This window comes from Hylemonella sp. P2_B10 (genome assembly GCF_056404875.1).
The window spans coordinates 153,494-171,775 of record NZ_JBFUDE010000005.1; the positions used below are offsets into that span (position 1 = coordinate 153,494).

Consider the following 18,282-nt stretch of genomic DNA (forward strand, 5'->3'; position numbering starts at 1 on the left):
GGGCGAACCGGACACCGCCCGCCCGCCATGGCGTGCCAAAGCCCTGTCGGCAAGTCAAAACGGCTTGGCCCGCTTCCCTGACAAACCGGTATTTCCTCAGCCCGCCTGCAAGCGCTGCATCAGCTCCGCCCGGTACTGCCGACTGCAAGGCACCCGTTCTTCACCACTGCCACGCAACACCAGCTCGGCATCGCCCTTGTCCAGCGCCACCACCCGCTCCACCCAACGCAGCTGCACAGCGGCGCGGCGGTGGCAGCGCACAAAGCCGGAGCCCAGCTTGTCCAGCAGGCCAGCCAGCGTCTGGCGCAGCAGCGGCGCGCCCTCCAGCGTGTGCAGCACCACATAGTTGTCGGCGGTTTCCAGCCACTGGATGTCGTCCACCTTCACCACCCGGGTCACGCCGCGGTCGGTCACCAGCAGCTGGCGCACCGGCAGGCCGGGCTCGGGGGCAGCGGCGGCCCGGCCGGCCTGCGCCGCCGCCTGGGCTGACGCCAGCCGCTCACGCAGGCGCTGCAGCGCACGCTGCAAGCGTGCCTGGTCATAGGGCTTCAACAGGTAGTCGATGGCGTTGGCGTCAAAGGCCTGGATGGCGTAGGCGTCGTAAGCCGTGACGAACACCAGCAGCGGCGCGGGCTGCGGCAGCGACGCCGCCACCTCGATGCCACTGACCTCGGGCATCTGGATGTCCAGAAACACCGCGTCCACCGGCTGCGCCGCCAGCATCTCCAGCGCCTGCACACCGTCGCCGGCTTCGGCAATGGTGGTGATATCGGCTTCCTGCGCCAGCAGGCGGCGCAGCTTATCGCGCGCCGGCCGCTCGTCGTCGACGATCAGCACCCGCATGGCAGGCTCAGTTCAGCGCGCACGCCGCCCGGCACCAAGGCCGTCAGCGTCAGGCTGGCCGCCGTGCCGTGCAGCACCTGCAGACGTGCGCGCAGGTTGGCCAGGCCTATGCCGCTGCCCTCCCCTTGCGGCGGCACCTCGGGGGACAGCTGCCCCTGGTCGTCCTCCACCCACAGGCGCAGCCGTCCAGCCTGGCATTGCGCGGCCACACGCAGGTGTGTCATCTGGCGGCGCCGCTCCACCGTGTGCTTGAAGACGTTTTCTATCAACGGCTGCAAACTCAGCACCGGCACGCTGCAGGCCAGTGCGGCCTCGTCAATCTGCCAATCCAGTGTCACCCGGTCGGCAAAGCGCTCAGCCATCAACTGTGCGTAGCCGCGCGCCAGCCGCAACTCGGTTTCCAGCGGCACCTGTTGCTGCTCGCTGGTGTCCAACGTGGCGCGCAGCATGTCGGCCAGCTGCATCAGTGTGGCGTCAGCCTTGTTGACGTCGGAATGCATCAACGAAGACACGGTGTTGAGCGCGTTGAACAAAAAGTGCGGCTGCATCTGCTGCGTCAGCCGCTGCAGCTGGGCCTGGCCCAGCAGGCGGTCGGCCTCGCGTGCCTTTTCCTTCTCGCGCAACAAAGCCTGGTAGGACAGCACGCCAAACATAATCACCGTGAAGATGCTGTAGAACAGCACCAGCTTGACACCTTCGTACACGAACACCTGGCCCCAGGGCTCGTGCCGGTAGGTGTCACCCATCAAGCCATATACGCCATGGCGAATGGCAAAGGTGATGGGCACGAACAGCACGTAAAACACCGGCATGGCCGCCAGCTGCAAACCTATCCAGCGCGCCGGCGTGGGCAGCAGCGCCTCGTCGTGGCGGCACAGCCAGCGGCGCAGCAGCACCAGCAGCACGGTACCCACCACGGCGGAGCTGGTTTCCCACAGCACCGGCTGCCACAGCGCCTTGCCTTGGGCACGCTGGTAGTCCTGGATGGCCACGGCCACCATCAGGGCCCAGAACATCAGCCAGGCCAGGCTCAAGACCGTGCGGGTGCGTGGCGTGCCGAACATCCGTGGAACCCGCGACAGCGAACTCAAGCCACCGCCGGCAGCGTGACGGTGACCGTGGTGGCACCGGGCTGCGACGCGTCCAGCACCACGTCACCCTGCTGGGCAGCGGCCAGCATCCGGGCTGAGTAGGTGCCCAGGCCGGTACCGCCGGGCTTGCCATGGGTGGCGAACTTGTCAAAGAAGCGGTCGCGGATTTCGGCTGGCACCTCGCCGGGGTTGTGGATCGCCACCTGCATCGGATTGCCGGCCTTCAGCGTGACGGTGACCGCGCCGCCCTCCGGTGCGGCCTCGCAGGCGTTCTTGATCAGGTTCTGGAACAGCGAGTAGCACAGCATGGCGTCGCCCATGGCCTGCGGCATCGCGCCGGAATGCGCGTCGCCATTCAGCGAGAAGTTCAGCGGCTTGTCGGCAAACGCGCGGTGTGCCATGTTGATCAGCTTTTGCAGCAGCTGGTCCAGGTCTATGGGCGCCGGCCGCAGCTGGAAGCGCCCGGTCTCGATCTTGTACAGCTCGGACGACAGGTTGATCATGTCCAGCACCTGCAGCGATGTCTCCTCCGCCAGGCGCAGTTGCTCCTTGTGCTGGGGCGCCATGCCGGCATCCGCCGCCAGTGTCTGCAACAGGCCAATGACGCCGGCCAGCGAGCCCTTCAGGTCGTGGCGGGTGATGTGTTCCACGTCCTCGCGCAGGCGGGCCGCCTCCTGCATGGCGTCGTAGTCGGCCTGCAGCTGCTTGTGCAGTTCCACATAGCGCAGGAAATTGCGCACCCGGGGCTTCAGCACATCGGGGTCCACCGGTTTGGTGACGAAGTCCACCGCGCCCAGCGACAAGCCCTTCATGCGCGCATCGCTGTCGGTCATGGCGGTGACGAAGATCACCGGGATGTGTTCGGAACTGGGGTGCTCGCGCATGCGCTGCGCCACCTCGAAGCCGTCCATGCCGGGCATCATCACGTCCAGCAGCACCAGGTCGGGCGGCGTGTCGGAATGGCAGATGGCCAGCGCCTTTTCGCCGCTGGAGGCCACGCGCACGCGGTAGTCGTCCTTGAACAGCTGCGACAGCAGGTGCAGGTTGTCTGGCGTGTCGTCCACCACCAAAATGGTGGCGCGCGCCGCGGCGGCGGTGGGTGCTGTCGCGCCGGGCGCAGCACTGCCGGCGGCACCGGCAGCGGCTGGCGCCACGGCCGCCTTGGCGGCCATCGGGTGCAATGCCCGCTCTATGCGCGCTGCCAGGTTGGCCGCCGAATAGGGCTTGACCAGCAGGTTGCTGACGCCACACGAAATCGCCTCATGGATGCGCGAGCGCTCGGCCTCTGCGGTGATCATGATGAAGGGCAGATGGCGCAGCTTGTCATCGGCGCGCACCGCCTTCAGCAGGTCCAGCCCGCTCATCACCGGCATGTTCCAGTCCGACAGGATCACGTCCACCCGCTCGCTGTGCAGCAGCTTCAGCGCCATCTCGCCATTCTTGGCCAGCAACACCTGCCGATGGCCCAGGCTGGCCAGCTGGTTGCTTGTGACCTTGCGCATGGCCTCGAAATCGTCCACCACCAAAAACACCATATCGCTCATGACTGACCTGCTCCTGCTGCGGGGATGACCGGCTGGCCGGTCATGTACTGGGTCTTCTCTTGCAACGCGCTGTCCGAGTCCGCATAACGCAGCGCAATGGCACGGAACTCGTCCTGCAGGGCAACGAAGGCGTCCACGATGTCGGGGTCAAAATGCAGGCCCCGGCCTGCGGCGATGATCTGCACCGCCTTCTCGTGCGGCATGCCGCTCTTGTAGACGCGCCGGCTGATCAGCGCGTCGTACACATCGGCCACCGCCATCAGCCGGGCGGAAATGGGAATGGCGTCGCCCGCCAGGCCCTGCGGGTAGCCGCTGCCGTCCCACTTCTCCTGGTGCGAATAGGCGATGTCCTTGGCCATGCGCAAGAACTCCACCTGCGTGCCCAGTGCCGCCTCGGCATGCGCGATGGCGTCGCGCCCCAGCGTGGTGTGGGTCTTCATGATCTCGAACTCTTGCGGCGTGAAGGCCCCTGGCTTGAGCAGGATGCGGTCCGGTATGCCGACCTTGCCGATGTCGTGCAACGGCGCCGACTTGAACAGCATGGCGATGTTGTGGTCCGTCAGGAAGGCGGTGAAGCGCGGGTGGTCGCGCAGGTGCTGGGACAGCGCCTGGACGTAATACTGGGTGCGGCGTATGTGGTTGCCGGTGTCGCTGTCGCGCGTTTCGGCCAACGAGGCCATGGCCAGGATGGTCACGTCCTGGATGGCCATCACCTCCTGCGTGCGCCGCGCCACCTCCTGCTCCAGGTAGGCGTTCTTGTCGCGCAAAAAATCCGCGCTGGCTTTCAGCGACAGCTGGGTGGCCACCCGCGCCATCAGGATGGGTGGGCTGATGGGCTTGGTGATGTAGTCCACCGCGCCCAACTCCAGGCCCGCCTTCTCGTCCTCGACCTCGGACTTGGCGGTCAGGAAGATCACCGGGATATCGCGCGTGGCGGCCTGGCTCTTGAGCCGGCGGCAGACCTCGTAACCGTCGATGTCGGGCATCATGATGTCCAGCAGGATCAGGTCCGGCGGGTGCTCGGACTGCGCGATCTTCAGCCCCTTGTCGCCATGGTTGGCCACCTTGACCTTGTAGCGCGCCTTCAACAGGCCGGACATCAACGCCAGGTTGTCCGGCGTGTCGTCGACCACCAGGATGGTGGGTTTGTCGGTGAAGTCCAAGGCATCCATGGTATTTTCCTCCCCATCTCCTCTTATTGTCAGCAGTGAACGCCCACACGGCTGGCTGCGCCCTTCAGCGCGGTCAGCCCGGCCTCGAAATCAAACCCGCTCACTGCCGCCGCCAGCGGGCGGTAGCCATCGCCCAAGACGGCCTGCAGGGCATGGCCGTGCTCGCTCAGCAAGTCGGCGGCCTCGGAGTCGTCATCGGCCAGCAACGCGGCCAGGCGCTGGCACAGTGCGGTCACCTGCGCCATGTCCACCTGCGCAGGCGGCGCGGCCTGCGGCTCCGGCGGCAACTGGGCGCGCAATTGTCCCAGCAAGGCCTCCAGCAGCGCGGCCGGCTTGGCCAGCAACGCCAGCCCCTGCTCGGGCGGCAATTGCTGGCGCAGGGCGGTCTCCAGCGTGCCCATTTCCGCCTGCAGGGCGCTGGCACCGATGTTGCCGGCGGTGCCTTTGAGGGTGTGCGCCAGCCGCTCGGCGGTGGCGTAGTCGCCGGCGCGCCATGCATCCTCCAGCGGCTGCAGTCCGGCCTGCTGGCCGGCGACGAACTTGCGCAGCATGCTCAGGTACAGCGACTGCTTGCCCAGCACCCGGCGCAGCCCGGCCACCGTGTCCAGGCCCGCAATGCCGGTGGGGATGCCTGCCGGCGCAGCCGGTGCCGCCACGGCGGGCAGTTCGTCAAAGATCACCTCGTCACCCATGGCGCCGTCGTTGCCGGGGGCAGCCTGCGGCAGCCCCTCGCGCGGGCGTATCCAGCGCAGCAGCGCGCGCCAAAGGTCGTCAGGCTCTATGGGCTTGGTGACGAAGTCGTTCATGCCGGCATCCAGGCAGCGGTCGCGGTCGGCCTGCATGGCGTTGGCGGTCATGGCGACAATGGGTAGCTCCCGGTACAGCGCACGCTGGCGCAGCAGCTTGGTGGCGGTGATGCCGTCCATCACCGGCATCTGCATGTCCATCAGCACGATGTCGTAGCCGGCGTCGTTCAGGTGCGCCTCGGCGATCTGGGTGATAGCCTGGCGGCCATCACCCGCCACATCGACCTGCAGGCCGGCCTCAAGCATCAGCTCGGTGGCGATCTGCTGGTTGATGTCGTTGTCCTCCACCAGCAGCACGCGCGCGCCCCGCACCGCCGCCAACTGCTGCGACGGTGAACTGCTGCGGCTGGCGCGTGGCGGGCGCAGCTGCGCCTCATGGCCCAGCATGCGCATCATGGTGTCCAGCAGCAGCGAGGCATTCACCGGTTTGATCAGCACGTCGTCAATGCCCACGTCCTGCGCCGCCTTGATGACCTCCTCGCGGCCGTGCGCCGTCACCATCACCGGGCGCGGCGGCGCGGCCAGCTGCAGGGCCTGCATGTGCCGTGCCGTTTCGATGCCGTCCATGCCGGGCATCTGCCAATCCAGCATCACGAAGTCAAAGGCCCGGCCCTGCTGCTCTGCAGCCTGCACCGCCGCCAGGCCCTGGGCGCCGGAGCTGACACTGTCGACCTGAAAGCCCATGGAGGCCAGCAGGTCCGACAGCACCAGCGCCGCGTGCTGGTTGTCGTCCACCACCAGCACGCGCTTGTGGCGCAGGTCGATCGCCGGCACCAACGGCTGGTCACCGGCATCGCCCACGCCCAGCAGCGCAGTGAACCAGAAGGTGGAGCCTTCGCCCAACTGGCTTTCCACCCCGACCGCACCGCCCATCAGCTCGGCCAGGCTTTTGCTGATGGCCAGGCCCAGGCCGGTGCCGCCGTACTTGCGCGTGGTGGACGAATCAGCCTGCTGGAAGCTCTGGAACAGCCGGCCCATCTGCTCGGGTGTCAAACCGATGCCGGTGTCGCGCACCTCAAAGCGCAGCAGCACCTGATCGTCGTCGCCCTGCTTCAAGCGCACCACGATGCTGATCTCGCCCTTCTCGGTGAACTTGATGGCGTTGTTGGCGTAGTTGATCAGCACCTGGCCCAGACGCAGCGGATCGCCCACCAGGTTGTGCGGCACCTCGGGCGCGACGTCGCAGATCAGCTCCAGGCCCTTGGTGGCGGCCTTGTCGGCGATCACGGTGGCGACGTTCTGCAGCACCTTGTCGAGCTCGAAGGGAATGCGCTCCACCGTCAGCTTGCCGGCCTCGACCTTGGAGAAGTCAAGGATGTCGTTGATGATGCCCAGCAGGTGCTGGCCGGACTGCTGGATCTTGCCCACGTAGTCGCGCTGGCGCGGTGTCAGCTCGGTCTTCAGCGCCAGGTGCGACATGCCGATGATGGCGTTCATGGGCGTGCGAATCTCGTGGCTCATGTTGGCCAGAAAGTCGCCCTTGGCCTGGCTGGCGGCATCGGCCGCTTCCTTGGCGCGGCGCAACTCGTCGGCCGCCTGCTTCTTGAGCGTGATGTCTTCCACCACCCACACGCTGCCCAGTTCGGGCTGGGCGATGTCCACCGCGCGGCCATAGATGCTGGCCCAGAACAGACTGCCGTCCTTGCGCTGGTACTGGGTCTCGGCGGTGAACAACTGGCCCTGGGCGACCTGCTCGTCCGCGCGATGGCCGATGTCGTCAAACGCCGCGCGGCTGGCGAACAGCATCTCGGTGGGCTGCTCCAGCAACTCATCGGCCTCGTAGCCAAAGATGCTCTCCAGCGCATGGTTGCAGCGCTTGATGCGGCGCTGCACGGTCAGCATCACGCCCAGGCTGACGGCCTCGAAAATCACCCGCTGCTCCTGCATGGTGGCGGCAATGGCGCGCTCGGCGGCTTTCTGCTCAGAGATGTCGACAAAGGTGCCCACCAGGCCGGCCGGTGCGCCGTCGGCGCGCGCGAAGCCGGAGACGAAATACACCGTCTCGTGCAGGCGGCCATCGGCATAGGGCATCTGCATTTCGCGCCGCACCTCGCCCTGGGTGGCGATGACGTGCTCGTCCTCGGCTTGGTAGGCCTGGCGGTCGGCCTCTGGCAGGTAGTCCAGGTCCAGCACCCGCTTGCCGATCAGGCTGTGGCGCTTGACGCCAAAAGCCGCCTCGTAGGCGCGGTTGAAGCCCAGGAAGCGCGCGTCCGCGCCCTTGTAGAACACCGGGTAGGGAATGGTGTCGATCAGCGCCTGCTGGAAGTTGAACTGGTCGGCCAGATCGGCCTGCATGCGCTGGCGCTCGCTGATGTCTTCCACCACCCAGATGGTGGCGCGCTCGAAACCCGCCACCGTGACGCGCCGCCCCACCAGCCGGCCGCTGAACGGCGCGCTGTCATGGCGGTAGTACACCCCTTCAGCCTCCACCCGCTCACCGGCGTCCAGCATGGGCACGGCACGGGCGTTGAAGGCCTCATGCTCCTTGGGGCTGCCAAACAGGAAGCCGGCGCTGCGACCCACCAACACCTCGGGCGGCGCGCCCACCATGGCAGCAAAACCGGCATTGACCTGCTGGATCGCGCCATCGGCCGAGAACACCAGGCCCGAGGGGATGTTGTCAAAGATCACCCGCTGCTGCTCCAGCACCTCGCGCAGCTTCTCGTCGCGCTGCTTCAAGTCGTGGATGCTGCGGATGTAGCCGGTCCACATCACGTGGCCGTCTGCTTGCGTGCGCGGCGTGGCCGACAGGTTGACCCAGCGCCATTCCCCTGTCGCGCTTTGCACCCGCATGTTCTGGCTGAAGCCCTGGCCCTGGGTGCGCGCCCCGCTGGAGGCTTTCAGCATGGCGCTCATGTCCTGTTCGTGCACCGGCTGCGAAAAGCGCGTGGCGTCGGCCAGCAGCTCGTCGCGCGACATGCCCCACAGCTCCTCGATCTGGTGGCTGAAGTAGGTGAAGACAAAGCGTCCCGCCGGATCGCGGTAGCCGCGAAAGATGGCCAGCGGCAGCGCATCGGTGATCTCGTGCAGCTCCTGCTGGGCGGCGCGCAGGGCCGCCTCCTGCTCCAGCCGCGCCGCAGTGCCAGCCAACTCCACCTGGGTGCGCAAGGCCTGTGCCTGGGCTTCCTCGCGCTGGCGGTTCTGACGCAGCAGCGCAATGGCGAACAACAGCGTCATCAGGCCCTGGAAGGCCGTCAGCGCGCTGCTGACCAGCACCTGGGAACGCACCTCCTGCGCGCGCGCGTCCACGATCAGCGCGGACGACTGCGAGGCGTCCACCGACAGGTTGCGTATCGGCAGGTCCAGCTCGTCCAGCCTGGAGAGCAGCGCGATCAGCGCCGGGCTGTCGGCCTGCTGTGGCGCCGCCGGGTCCAGCACCCGGTCGGCGCGCACCACCAGGCGCTTGAGCCCGTCCATGGTGTCGGCCAACAGCGCCTGGTCGCGTATCAGCGCGTGCATGGCCGGATCCTCCAGCGAGCGTATGCGCGCAGCGAAGACGTCGTAACGCAGCCGCAGGCTCTGCGGCGACATGCCCAGCGGGTCCAGGATGCGGTGGTTCAGTGCGTTGCTGAAACGCAGGTACTCGCTTTCCAGCTGCAGATAGGTCCACAGCGCGTCGCGGTCGCTGCGCTGCATCACCTGCGTCAGGTTGCTGTGCTGGCGCCACTGCACCACGCCGATGGCCACGTACAGGGCGACCAGGCCGGCCACCATCAGCACCAGCCACTGTTTGCTGCGAGTCATGCACAAAGCTCCGCGTTAGGGGCAGCAGCAGCCCGCGCCATCGCGCCCGCCGGTTCTACAGCTGGACCTCTTCGGCAATGGCGTTGGCGAGGTATTCCATTTTGCGCTGCATGTCTTCTTCGGTGTCGGCCAGGCGCTGGGCGATGGCCTGGAACTCGTCCTGCACATCCATGAAGGCGTCCACGATGTCGGGGTCGAAATGGCTGGCCCGGCCCTGGAAGATCACCTGCACCGCCTGCTCGTGCGACACGCCGGCCTTGTACACGCGGTCGCTGGTCAGCGCCTCGTAGACGTCGGCCAGCGTCACCACGCGTGCCGACAGCGGTATCTGCTCGCCCATCAGTCCCTGTGGGTAGCCGCTGCCGTCCCACTTCTCGTGGTGGCTGTGGGCAATGTCCTTGGCCAATGCCAGCAGGCCGGCGCTGCCCATGGTGGTCTCGATGTGGCTCATGGCCTCCAGCCCCTTGCTGGTGTGGGTCTTCATGATGCCGAATTCATCGGCCGTCAAGGGGCCGGGCTTGAGCAGGATGCGGTCAGGGATGCTGACCTCGCCCAGATCCACCAGCGGCGAGGACTTGACCAGCAGGTCCACATAACGCTCGCTCAGCGTGTCGGCAAAACGCGGGTTGGCGCGCAAGCGCCCGGCCAGCGTCTGCACATAGTGCCGGGTGCGCAGGATGTGCTTGCCGGTGTCGGCCTCGCGCGCCTCCTCCAGCGTGGCCATGGCGGTGATCACGGCGTCCTGCACGTCGGGGGCCACCATCGCGCGCCGCTGGAACTCGCGTGCCAGGAAGGCCTCGCGGTCGTGCAGGAATTCATGGCAGCTGGCCAGCGCCAAATGCGTCTGCACACGTGCCAGCACAATGGCGCCGCTGAAGGGGCGGCGCACCACGTCGGCGGCGCCGGCCTCCAGCCCGCGCGCCTCGAGATCGGGGTTCTGGTCGCTCAGCAGGATCACCGGCACGTTGCGCGTCAAGGCGTCGGCCTTCAGGCCACGGCACACCTCCAGGCCATTGGGGTCGGTAACACCCAGGTCCAGCAGGATCAGGTCGGGCGCGTTGTTCGACACCAGCCAGGCCACCGCGTGCGCGCCGCTGGATGTGGCGTGCACGTTGTAATGCGGCGCCAGCAGCTCCCCCAGCAGCTTCAGGTCTTGTGCATCGTGCTGCACCAGCAGGATGCTGGGCAGCTGGGTGGGGTCGGTTGAATCATCCATGTGGTGGTGGTCAAGGCAATGCCCACCCATCGTAACGGTTTTTGCCGCGTCGTTGCTACCTCAGGTCGGTGCGGGTGCTGCCGCTTGTCGCATCTGCAATGGCGCCTGGTACAGCCACAGCGGCCGGCCATCGGGCACCTGCAGCACGGCTTGCGGCTGCCAGTCCACAGCCTCAAACTCCAGGCTGGCCAGCCAACTGCCAGGCGCCAGCTCGGCCTGGGCCTTGGCCAGCGCGCGCGGCATGCTCTCAGGACGCTGGAACAGGTAGACCAGCCTATAGGGCCGCCAGTCCGCGGCCCAGATGTCGCCGCGCCGCACCACGGCCCAGGGGCAGCGCAGGCCGCACAACAGCCGCAACGGCCAACTCCACTCCAGTCCGTGCAGAGTTGCCAGTGGGTAGGCCAGACGCAGCGCACGCAGGCCATCACCCAGGCCGCAGCCGGCGTCCAGCACCAGCGCGCCGGGCGGCAGCGGCGCGGCAGCCGCCAAGCCTTGCAAGGCGTTCAACGGCGTGGGAAACAGCGGCGCATCACGCCAGGCATGCAGCGGGTAGATCAGCAACAGCAGCGCCAAGGGCAGCAGCCAGGCCCAGGCCGGCAAGGCCAGATTGCCCGTCAGCGCCAGCGACAGCGGAAAGCCCAGGCCGATCAGCAATCGCCGCCACCAGGTCGCGCCCCACAGGCTGCACAACACACCCACGGCACAGGCAGCCGCAAAAGCCAGCCCACCCGCCAGCCCCGCACGCGGCCCCAGCCAGAACACGCCCCAGGCCAGCGCCCAGGCCAGCAAGGCCGGCAGCGGCCAGGGCCATCGGGCAACGCGCAAGGGGATCACGACCGGGCCGCCGCGTGGAACAGGATGGCGGTGCGTGTCAGTGGCCGTTGCCCTGGCGCAGCTTGTCGATCAGGCCATTGAGTTCGTCCAGCGAGCCGAACTGGATCACCACCTCGCCCATCTCTTCCACCCGGCCATGGCGTTTGACGCGTTTTTTCACCTGCACTTCCACCTGCGCCATCAGCAGGTCGGACAGTTCCTCTTCCACGCGTTTGAGGTCGCGCGACTTTTCTTTTTTCGGCTTGGGCGAGGTCAGCGTGAATTCGGCGCTGAGCTTCTTCACCAGCGCCTCGGTCTCGCGCACCGACATTTTTTTGGCGGCGATCTGGTTGGCGGCGGTGATCTGCGTGGCGCGGTCCAGCGCCAGCAGCGCACGCGCGTGGCCCATGTCCAGGTCACCGGCCATCAGCATGGTCTGCACCGGTTCGGCCAGGTTCAGCAGGCGCAGCAGGTTGCTGGCAGCGCTGCGTGAGCGGCCTACCGCTTGCGCGGCAGTTTCGTGCGTGAGGCCGAATTCCTTGATCAGCCGCTGCAGGCCATGCGCTTCTTCGAGCGGGTTCAGGTCTTCGCGCTGGATGTTCTCGATCAGCGCCATGGCGGCGGCGGCCTCGTTGGGCACGTCGCGCACCAGCACCGGCACGCTGTCCAGCCCCGCCAATTTGGCAGCGCGGAAGCGCCGCTCGCCAGCGATGATCTCGTACACCGGGCGCGCCATGTCCACCGCGCCACCGTCCTGCGGCTGGGCCGCGCGCTTGGCACGGCCGTCCGCATCATCCAGCCGGCGCACCAGGATGGGCTGCATGATGCCCTGGACCTTGATGGACTCGGCCAGTTCGTACAGCGCGCCCTCGTCCATGCGGGTACGCGGCTGGTAGACGCCGGGCACCATGTCGCTGAGCAGCAGCGAGGCCGGCAGGCCCGGGTTGGCGCTGCTGCCGTCGGCGGCGGCCGATGCCGGCGCAGCGTCCTCCACCTTGGGGCCCAGCAGGGCTTCCAGTCCGCGGCCCAGGCCCTTGGGTTTCTTGGTGACCATGGCGCTTTTCCTTCTTTCTTTTCTCGTGTTTGTTTGTATTCAGGCGCTGGTGGCCGCGATCAGGTCCAGCAACTGGCGGTGGCCGTCCGGCCACTCACCCAGGCCGGAATCGGCATTGATGTGGCCGCGCTGGCCGTAGTCCACGAAGTCCGCACCCCAGGCCTGCGCGAACCCCTGCGCGCGCTCGAAGGCGCAATAAGGGTCGTTGTGGGAGCCCAGCAAGCGGCTCTTGAATGGCAAGCTGTTCAGCACCACCGGCACCCAGCTGGGCAAATGCGGGCGAATCTCTTCCCGCTCCACATCACCCGGCGCCACCAGCAGCGCGGTCTGCACCAGGTGCGTGTTGCGCGAATGCGCGGCCCAGGCGGCGACCAGCAGGCAGCCCAGGCTGTGCGCCACCAGCACGCTGGGGCCGCTCTGCGCCAGCAACACCTCTTCCAGCCGCGCAATCCAGTCACCGCGCAGCGGGCGCATCCAGTCGTGCTGCTCGACACGCACGTAGCCGTGCTTGTGCTCCCACAGGCTTTGCCAGTGTTGCGGGCCGGAATTCTCCCAGCCGGGCAGGATCAAGATGTTTTGGGGCTTCATTGCTATGAAATCAATAGCACACGAATTGCATGGCGGGCTTCAGCGGCGGCATCACAAGCCCGTCTTGATGCGCGCCACCATTTCCTCGGCAAAGCTGACGAAGGCCTGCGCGCCCTTGGACGCCGGGTCGAACACCACGCCAGGCAGGCCATAGCTGGGCGCCTCGGCCAGGCGCACATTGCGCGGGATCACGGTGTTGAACACCTTGTCGCCGAAGTGCGCCTTCAGCTGGTCGCTGACCTGCTGCTGCAAGGTGATGCGCGGGTCGAACATCACGCGCAGCAGGCCAATGATGGCCAGCTCCTTGTTCAGGTTGGCATGCACCTGCTTGATGGTGTTGACCAGGTCGGTCAGCCCTTCGAGCGCGAAGTACTCGCACTGCATGGGCACGATGACGCCGTGCGCGCAGCACAGGCCGTTCAGCGTCAGCATGGACAGCGACGGTGGGCAGTCGATCAGGATAAAGTCGTAGTCAGCATCCACCGCCACCAGCGCTGCCTTCAGCCGCTTTTCGCGCCGCTCCACATCCACCAGCTCCACTTCGGCGCCGGCCAGCTCGCGGCTGGCGCCCAGCACGTGGTAGCCGCAGCCGCCTTCGATCAGCTTGTCGCTGGTGACGCGGGCTTCGGCCACCGAGGCGGACTCCAGCAGCACGTCGTACACCGTCAGCTCCAGCTTGCGTTTGTCCACGCCCGAGCCCATGGTGGCGTTGCCCTGGGGGTCCAGGTCAATCATCAGCACCCGTTGCCCCACCTTGGCCAGGCCGGCGGCCAGGTTGACGGTGGTGGTGGTCTTGCCGACACCGCCCTTCTGGTTGGCGATGCAGAAAATCTTGGCCATGCGCGGACTACCTGTTGTGGAGGGCGAGAGAGAAAAAGAAGAAAAGCAAATGCAGGCGGCAGCCGACGGCGGTCAACCGCCGGCCGCTATGTGTCTTAGCGCGACAGCGCCAGCTTGGCGCCAAAGCCGATCAGGAACACCCCAGCCAGCTTGTTCAGCAGGCTGGTGGCCTTGGGGTTGGCGCGCAGGCGCTCAGCCAGGAAGTAGGTCAGCAGCACCATGGTCAGGCCGTACAGGAAAGTCAGCGTGGCGATGGTGGCGGCCATGAAGGCGAAGGTGGGTAGGCCGGGGTGTTGGGCCGGGTCCACGAACAATGGGAAGAAGGCCATGTAGAACACAATAGCCTTGGGGTTCAGCAGCGTGATCATCAGCGCCTGGCGGAAGAAGTGCCGGGGCTGGATCTGCAACACCGGCGCATCGCCCGGCTTGGCGGTCAGCATCTTGAAGCCCAACCACGCCAGGTAAGCGGCGCCCAGCCACTGCACGGCGTGGAAGGCGGTCGGGTAGGTCGCCAGCAAGGTGGCCACACCGGCCACGGCCAGCCACATCAACACCTGGTCGCCAGCAATGACGCCCAGCGTGGCGGCCAAGCCGCCCTTGACGCCACCCTTGCTGGTGGAGGTGATCAAGGCCAGGTTGCCGGGGCCAGGCACCATCAAAAACACGACGACAGCGGCGACAAAAGCGCCGTAATCCGATACACCGAACATGGTGGAATTCCTTTGCGTGAGGGCGTGAGTTTACGTGAGGTTTCCGGCGCCGCTGCGGCAAAAACACGCCAGACCCCCGGCACGCCGGTAAAAAGAACCGGGGAGCGGCGGACTGACAGCGAAACTGGCCCGCGTCAGCCGGCGCGCCGGCGCAGCCAGACGATGCAGCGGTGGGCATCCAGCCCCGGCACGACCAGTTGTTCCACGTGAAACACATGCACATCCGCAGGCAAAGCGGCCAACTCGTCAGCCGGGTGCTTGCCCTTCATGGCCAGCCATACGCCTGGTTGGCCCGGTTGGCCCTGCTCCGCCAGGGCGCTGCGCGACCAGGTGGTGAAATCCAGCAGCGAGGCAAAAGCGCGGGAACTGACCACGTCATAGGGCTGCGTCAGGCTTTCGACCCGGGCGTGAATGCCGCGCAAGTTGGACAGCTTCAAGCTGACGGCCACCTGCTGGATAAAGGCGGCTTTCTTGGCCACCGTGTCCACGCAGTCCACCGCCAGGCCCGGGCAGCAAATGGCAAAGACGATGCCGGGCAGGCCAGCGCCGGAACCCACATCCAGCAGCCGGGCGCCCTCGCCTTGCGCTTTGCCGGTTGCAGCCAGGTGCCGGCGCAACGGCGGCACCGCCGCCAGGCTGTCCAGCAGGTGGTGGCTCAGCATCTCGGCGGGCTCGCGCACGGCCGTCAGGTTGTAGACCTTGTTCCATTTGGCGATCAGCGCCAGGTAGTCCAGCAGTTGCTGGACCTGTGCGTCGGACAGCTCAGTCAGCCCCAGCGCCAGCAGCCCTTGGCGCAGTGCCCCCTCCAGCTCGTGCATCAGGCGGCAACCTTGTCGACGTCGTTGGCCGGCAGGTTGGCAAAGCCCTTGAACTTGCCGCGCTTCAGGTGGATCAGCAACAGCGAGATGCTGGCCGGCGTGATGCCCGAAATGCGCGAGGCCAGGCCCAGCGTCTCCGGCCGGTGCTTGTTCAGCTTTTGCCGCGCCTCGATGCTGAGGGCCGCCACCTGCATGTAGTCCAGGTCGGCCGGCAGCTTCAGGTGCTCGTAGTGGGCGGCGCGCTCCACCTCGTCCTTTTGGCGGTCAATGTAGCCGGAGTATTTGGCGGCGATCTCCACCTGCTCGATGACGGCGGCCACAAAGTCGGCCTGATCAGCCTCCCCCACTGTTTCACGTGAAACAACCGGTTCAGCCGGCAGATCCGCATTGGCATACTTGCCGGCGTCCAAAGACATCAGGCTGGCATAGGTCACATCGGGCCGGCGCAGCAGGTCGGCCAGGTTGTATTCGTGGTCAATCTTCTTGCCCAGCACCCGCTCCGACTCCTCGGCCGCCAGGTTGTTGGGGTTCACCCAGATGCTGCGCAGGCGCTCTGTTTCACGTGAAACAGCGTCGCGCTTGCGGCTGAAGGCTTCCCACCGGGCGTCGTCCACCAGGCCCAATTGGCGGCCCACCTCGGTCAGGCGGGCGTCGGCATTGTCCTCACGCAGTTGCAGGCGGAACTCGGCCCGGCTGGTGAACATGCGGTAAGGCTCGGTCACACCCTGGGTGATCAGGTCGTCCACCAGCACACCCAGGTAAGCTTGGTCTCGGCCCGGCACCCAGGTGTCTTGCGTCCAGGCGGTTTTGGCGCCCACTTGCAGTGCAGCGTTGATGCCGGCAAACAGGCCCTGGGCAGCCGCCTCTTCGTAGCCGGTGGTGCCGTTGATCTGGCCGGCAAAGAACAAGCCCTTGATCGCGCGGGTCTCAAAGCTGCTCTTCAGCGCGCGCGGGTCAAAGTAGTCGTATTCGATGGCATAGCCGGGGCGCAGGATGTGGGCGTTTTCCAGCCCGGCCATGGAGCGCACCAGCTCGTACTGCACGTCAAACGGCAGGCTGGTGGAGATGCCGTTAGGGTAGTACTCGTGCGTGGTCAGGCCTTCGGGCTCCAGGAAGATCTGGTGGCTCTCTTTATCGGCGAAGCGGTTGATCTTGTCTTCCACGCTGGGGCAATAGCGCGGCCCCACCCCTTCGATCTTGCCGGTGAACATGGGGCTGCGGTCAAACCCGCTGCGGATGATGTCGTGCGTGCGTTCGTTGGTGTGGGTGATCCAGCAAGCCATCTGCTGCGGGTGTTGCTCCACCCGGCCCATGAAGCTGAACACCGGCATGCGCGGGCTCATGCCGCCGGGCATGCCGTCGCCAGGCTGCTCGGTGCACTTGCTGAAATCAATGCTGCGGCCATCGATGCGCGGCGGCGTGCCGGTCTTCAGCCGGCCTTGTGGCAGCTTCAGCTCGCGCAGCCGGGCGCTCAGGCTTTGGGCCGGCGGGTCGCCCGCCCGGCCGGCCGCGTAGTTGCTCAGGCCCACATGGATCTTGCCGTCCAGAAAAGTACCAGCCGTCAGCACCACCGCGCGCGCGCGGAATTGGATGCCCACCTGCGTGACAGCGCCCACCACCCGGTCGCCCTCCACCATCAGGTCGTCCACCGCCTGCTGGAACAGGCTGAGGTTCGGCTGGTTCTCCAGCCGGTGGCGTATCGCCGCCTTGTACAGCACGCGGTCGGCCTGGGCCCGGGTGGCGCGCACAGCAGGGCCCTTGCTGGAATTGAGGATGCGGAATTGGATGCCGCCCTCGTCCGTGGCAGCGGCCATCGCGCCGCCCATGGCGTCCACCTCTTTCACCAAGTGGCCCTTGCCGATGCCGCCGATGGACGGGTTGCAGCTCATCTGACCCAGCGTCTCGATGTTGTGCGTCAGCAGCAGTGTCTGGCAGCCCATGCGCGCTGCCGCCAGCGCGGCCTCGGTACCGGCATGGCCACCGCCAACGACGATGACATCGAACTCTTTCGGGTACAGCATATGAATAAGGAAAAGTGCGCGAACCAAGCCGGCGCACAGGGGCTCAAGGGGTAACCCTCAATTTTACCCGCCGGACCTGTTTTCCACCAAATGGCATGACAATCCCGGCATGACGACAACGACGACCCCTCTCGCCCCCCCAACCAAGCTGCTGGTCTTCGCCGGCAGCACCCGCAAGCAATCCTTCAACCGCCGGCTGGCCGCCGTCTGCGCCCAGATCGGCCGCGACGCCGGCGCGGACGTCACCCACATTGAGCTGGCTGACTTCAACGTCCCCATGTACAACGCCGACCTGGAAGCCGAAGGCACGCCGGCCGACGTGATGACGCTGAAGGCCCTGGCCTACGAGCACCCGGCCTGGGTCATCTGCTCGCCCGAGTACAACGGCTCGTACACCGCCCTGCTGAAGAACACCATCGACTGGATCTCCAGCCCGGTCAAGGGCGACCCGGTGTGGTCCGACGGCGACCGCTCCATGCGCGGCAAGATCGTGGGCATCGTCAGCGCCTCCAACGGCGCCCTGGGCGGCCTGCGCTCGCTGAGCCACCTGGCGCCGCTGATCCTGAACGCCCACTGCTGGCTGGCGCCCAAACAGTACGCGGTCAGCCGCGCGGGGGATGCATTTGACGAACAGGGCGCGCTGAAGCTGCCCAACCAGCACAACGGCGTCAAGGGCGTGGTCGAACAGGTGCTGTGGGCGGCGCAGCGGCTGGCGGTTTGATTTGACCATTGCTATTGTTTTTATAGCGAACTGATTTCAAACCCCACAATGGACTGCCGGCCAGGCTGCGGCGCCTGCTGCATCGCGCCCTCGATCACCAGCCCCATTCCCGGCATGCCGCACGGCAAGCCGGCGGGGGTGCGCTGTGTGCAGTTGGCGGATGACTACGGCTGCATGATCTTCGGCAAGCCGGAGCGCCCGGCGTTTTGCCAGGGGCTGAAGCCATCCGCGGACATGTGCGGCGCCCACCGCGAACACGCCATGCACTGGCTCACCCAGCTCGAATTGGCCACGCGCTAAA

At 66.6% G+C, this 18,282-nt stretch carries 15 protein-coding genes; 2 read left to right on the forward strand and 13 right to left on the reverse strand.

Translation table 11 applies throughout. The features are described 5' to 3' along the window. Positions 1 to 96: 96 nt before the first annotated feature. The 13 genes from AC1DX2_RS21870 to mnmG form a co-directional block, all read right to left on the reverse strand. Complete coding sequence (locus tag AC1DX2_RS21870; protein ID WP_477198532.1) at positions 97 to 843, reverse strand: LytR/AlgR family response regulator transcription factor; 747 nt, start codon at positions 841 to 843, stop codon at positions 97 to 99. Beyond that, the gene (locus AC1DX2_RS21875) at positions 831 to 1,877 is read right to left on the reverse strand and encodes a sensor histidine kinase (protein WP_477198533.1); all 1,047 of its coding nucleotides are present in this window, start codon (positions 1,875 to 1,877) and stop codon (positions 831 to 833) included. The genes AC1DX2_RS21870 and AC1DX2_RS21875 overlap by 13 nt, the downstream gene beginning before the upstream one ends. Before the next feature lie 53 nt (positions 1,878 to 1,930). Beyond that, positions 1,931 to 3,478, reverse strand: coding sequence for an ATP-binding response regulator (locus AC1DX2_RS21880; RefSeq protein WP_477198534.1), 1,548 nt, complete (start codon positions 3,476 to 3,478; stop codon positions 1,931 to 1,933). Continuing rightward, positions 3,475 to 4,650 carry a response regulator gene (locus AC1DX2_RS21885; RefSeq protein ID WP_477198535.1) on the reverse strand — a complete coding sequence of 392 codons (1,176 nt, stop codon included), beginning with the start codon at positions 4,648 to 4,650 and terminating at the stop codon, positions 3,475 to 3,477. The genes AC1DX2_RS21880 and AC1DX2_RS21885 overlap by 4 nt, the downstream gene beginning before the upstream one ends. Before the next feature lie 29 nt (positions 4,651 to 4,679). Further along, the gene (locus tag AC1DX2_RS21890) at positions 4,680 to 9,200 is read right to left on the reverse strand and encodes a PAS domain-containing hybrid sensor histidine kinase/response regulator (protein ID WP_477198536.1); all 4,521 of its coding nucleotides are present in this window, start codon (positions 9,198 to 9,200) and stop codon (positions 4,680 to 4,682) included. A gap of 55 nt (positions 9,201 to 9,255) precedes the next feature. Then, the gene (locus AC1DX2_RS21895; protein WP_477198537.1) at positions 9,256 to 10,416 is read right to left on the reverse strand and encodes an HD domain-containing phosphohydrolase; all 1,161 of its coding nucleotides are present in this window, start codon (positions 10,414 to 10,416) and stop codon (positions 9,256 to 9,258) included. 60 nt (positions 10,417 to 10,476) lie between these two features. Beyond that, positions 10,477 to 11,241: a class I SAM-dependent methyltransferase gene (locus tag AC1DX2_RS21900; protein WP_477198538.1), complete on the reverse strand. Its 765-nt coding sequence runs from the start codon at positions 11,239 to 11,241 to the stop codon at positions 10,477 to 10,479. A gap of 46 nt (positions 11,242 to 11,287) precedes the next feature. Continuing rightward, complete coding sequence (locus AC1DX2_RS21905; RefSeq protein WP_477198539.1) at positions 11,288 to 12,283, reverse strand: ParB/RepB/Spo0J family partition protein; 996 nt, start codon at positions 12,281 to 12,283, stop codon at positions 11,288 to 11,290. 39 nt (positions 12,284 to 12,322) lie between these two features. Beyond that, positions 12,323 to 12,871, reverse strand: a complete 549-nt coding sequence (locus tag AC1DX2_RS21910; protein ID WP_477198540.1) for an RBBP9/YdeN family alpha/beta hydrolase — start codon at positions 12,869 to 12,871, stop codon at positions 12,323 to 12,325. A gap of 51 nt (positions 12,872 to 12,922) precedes the next feature. Further along, positions 12,923 to 13,711, reverse strand: coding sequence for a ParA family protein (locus AC1DX2_RS21915; protein ID WP_477198541.1), 789 nt, complete (start codon positions 13,709 to 13,711; stop codon positions 12,923 to 12,925). Between the two features lie 95 nt (positions 13,712 to 13,806). Continuing rightward, positions 13,807 to 14,421: a LysE family transporter gene (locus AC1DX2_RS21920; protein WP_477198542.1), complete on the reverse strand. Its 615-nt coding sequence runs from the start codon at positions 14,419 to 14,421 to the stop codon at positions 13,807 to 13,809. A gap of 134 nt (positions 14,422 to 14,555) precedes the next feature. Then, on the reverse strand, positions 14,556 to 15,239 hold the full coding sequence (gene rsmG / locus AC1DX2_RS21925; RefSeq protein ID WP_477198543.1) for a 16S rRNA (guanine(527)-N(7))-methyltransferase RsmG: 684 nt from the start codon (positions 15,237 to 15,239) through the stop codon (positions 14,556 to 14,558). Further along, the gene (gene mnmG, locus AC1DX2_RS21930) at positions 15,239 to 17,260 is read right to left on the reverse strand and encodes a tRNA uridine-5-carboxymethylaminomethyl(34) synthesis enzyme MnmG (protein WP_477198544.1); all 2,022 of its coding nucleotides are present in this window, start codon (positions 17,258 to 17,260) and stop codon (positions 15,239 to 15,241) included. The genes rsmG and mnmG overlap by 1 nt, the downstream gene beginning before the upstream one ends. Positions 17,261 to 17,369: 109 nt before the next feature. Between mnmG and AC1DX2_RS21935 the strand changes: the two genes are divergently transcribed. Next, on the forward strand, positions 17,370 to 17,981 hold the full coding sequence (locus AC1DX2_RS21935; protein WP_477198545.1) for an NADPH-dependent FMN reductase: 612 nt from the start codon (positions 17,370 to 17,372) through the stop codon (positions 17,979 to 17,981). Positions 17,982 to 18,029: 48 nt separating this feature from the next. After that, the gene (locus AC1DX2_RS21940; protein WP_477198546.1) at positions 18,030 to 18,281 is read left to right on the forward strand and encodes a YkgJ family cysteine cluster protein; all 252 of its coding nucleotides are present in this window, start codon (positions 18,030 to 18,032) and stop codon (positions 18,279 to 18,281) included. Position 18,282: the final 1 nt, after the last annotated feature.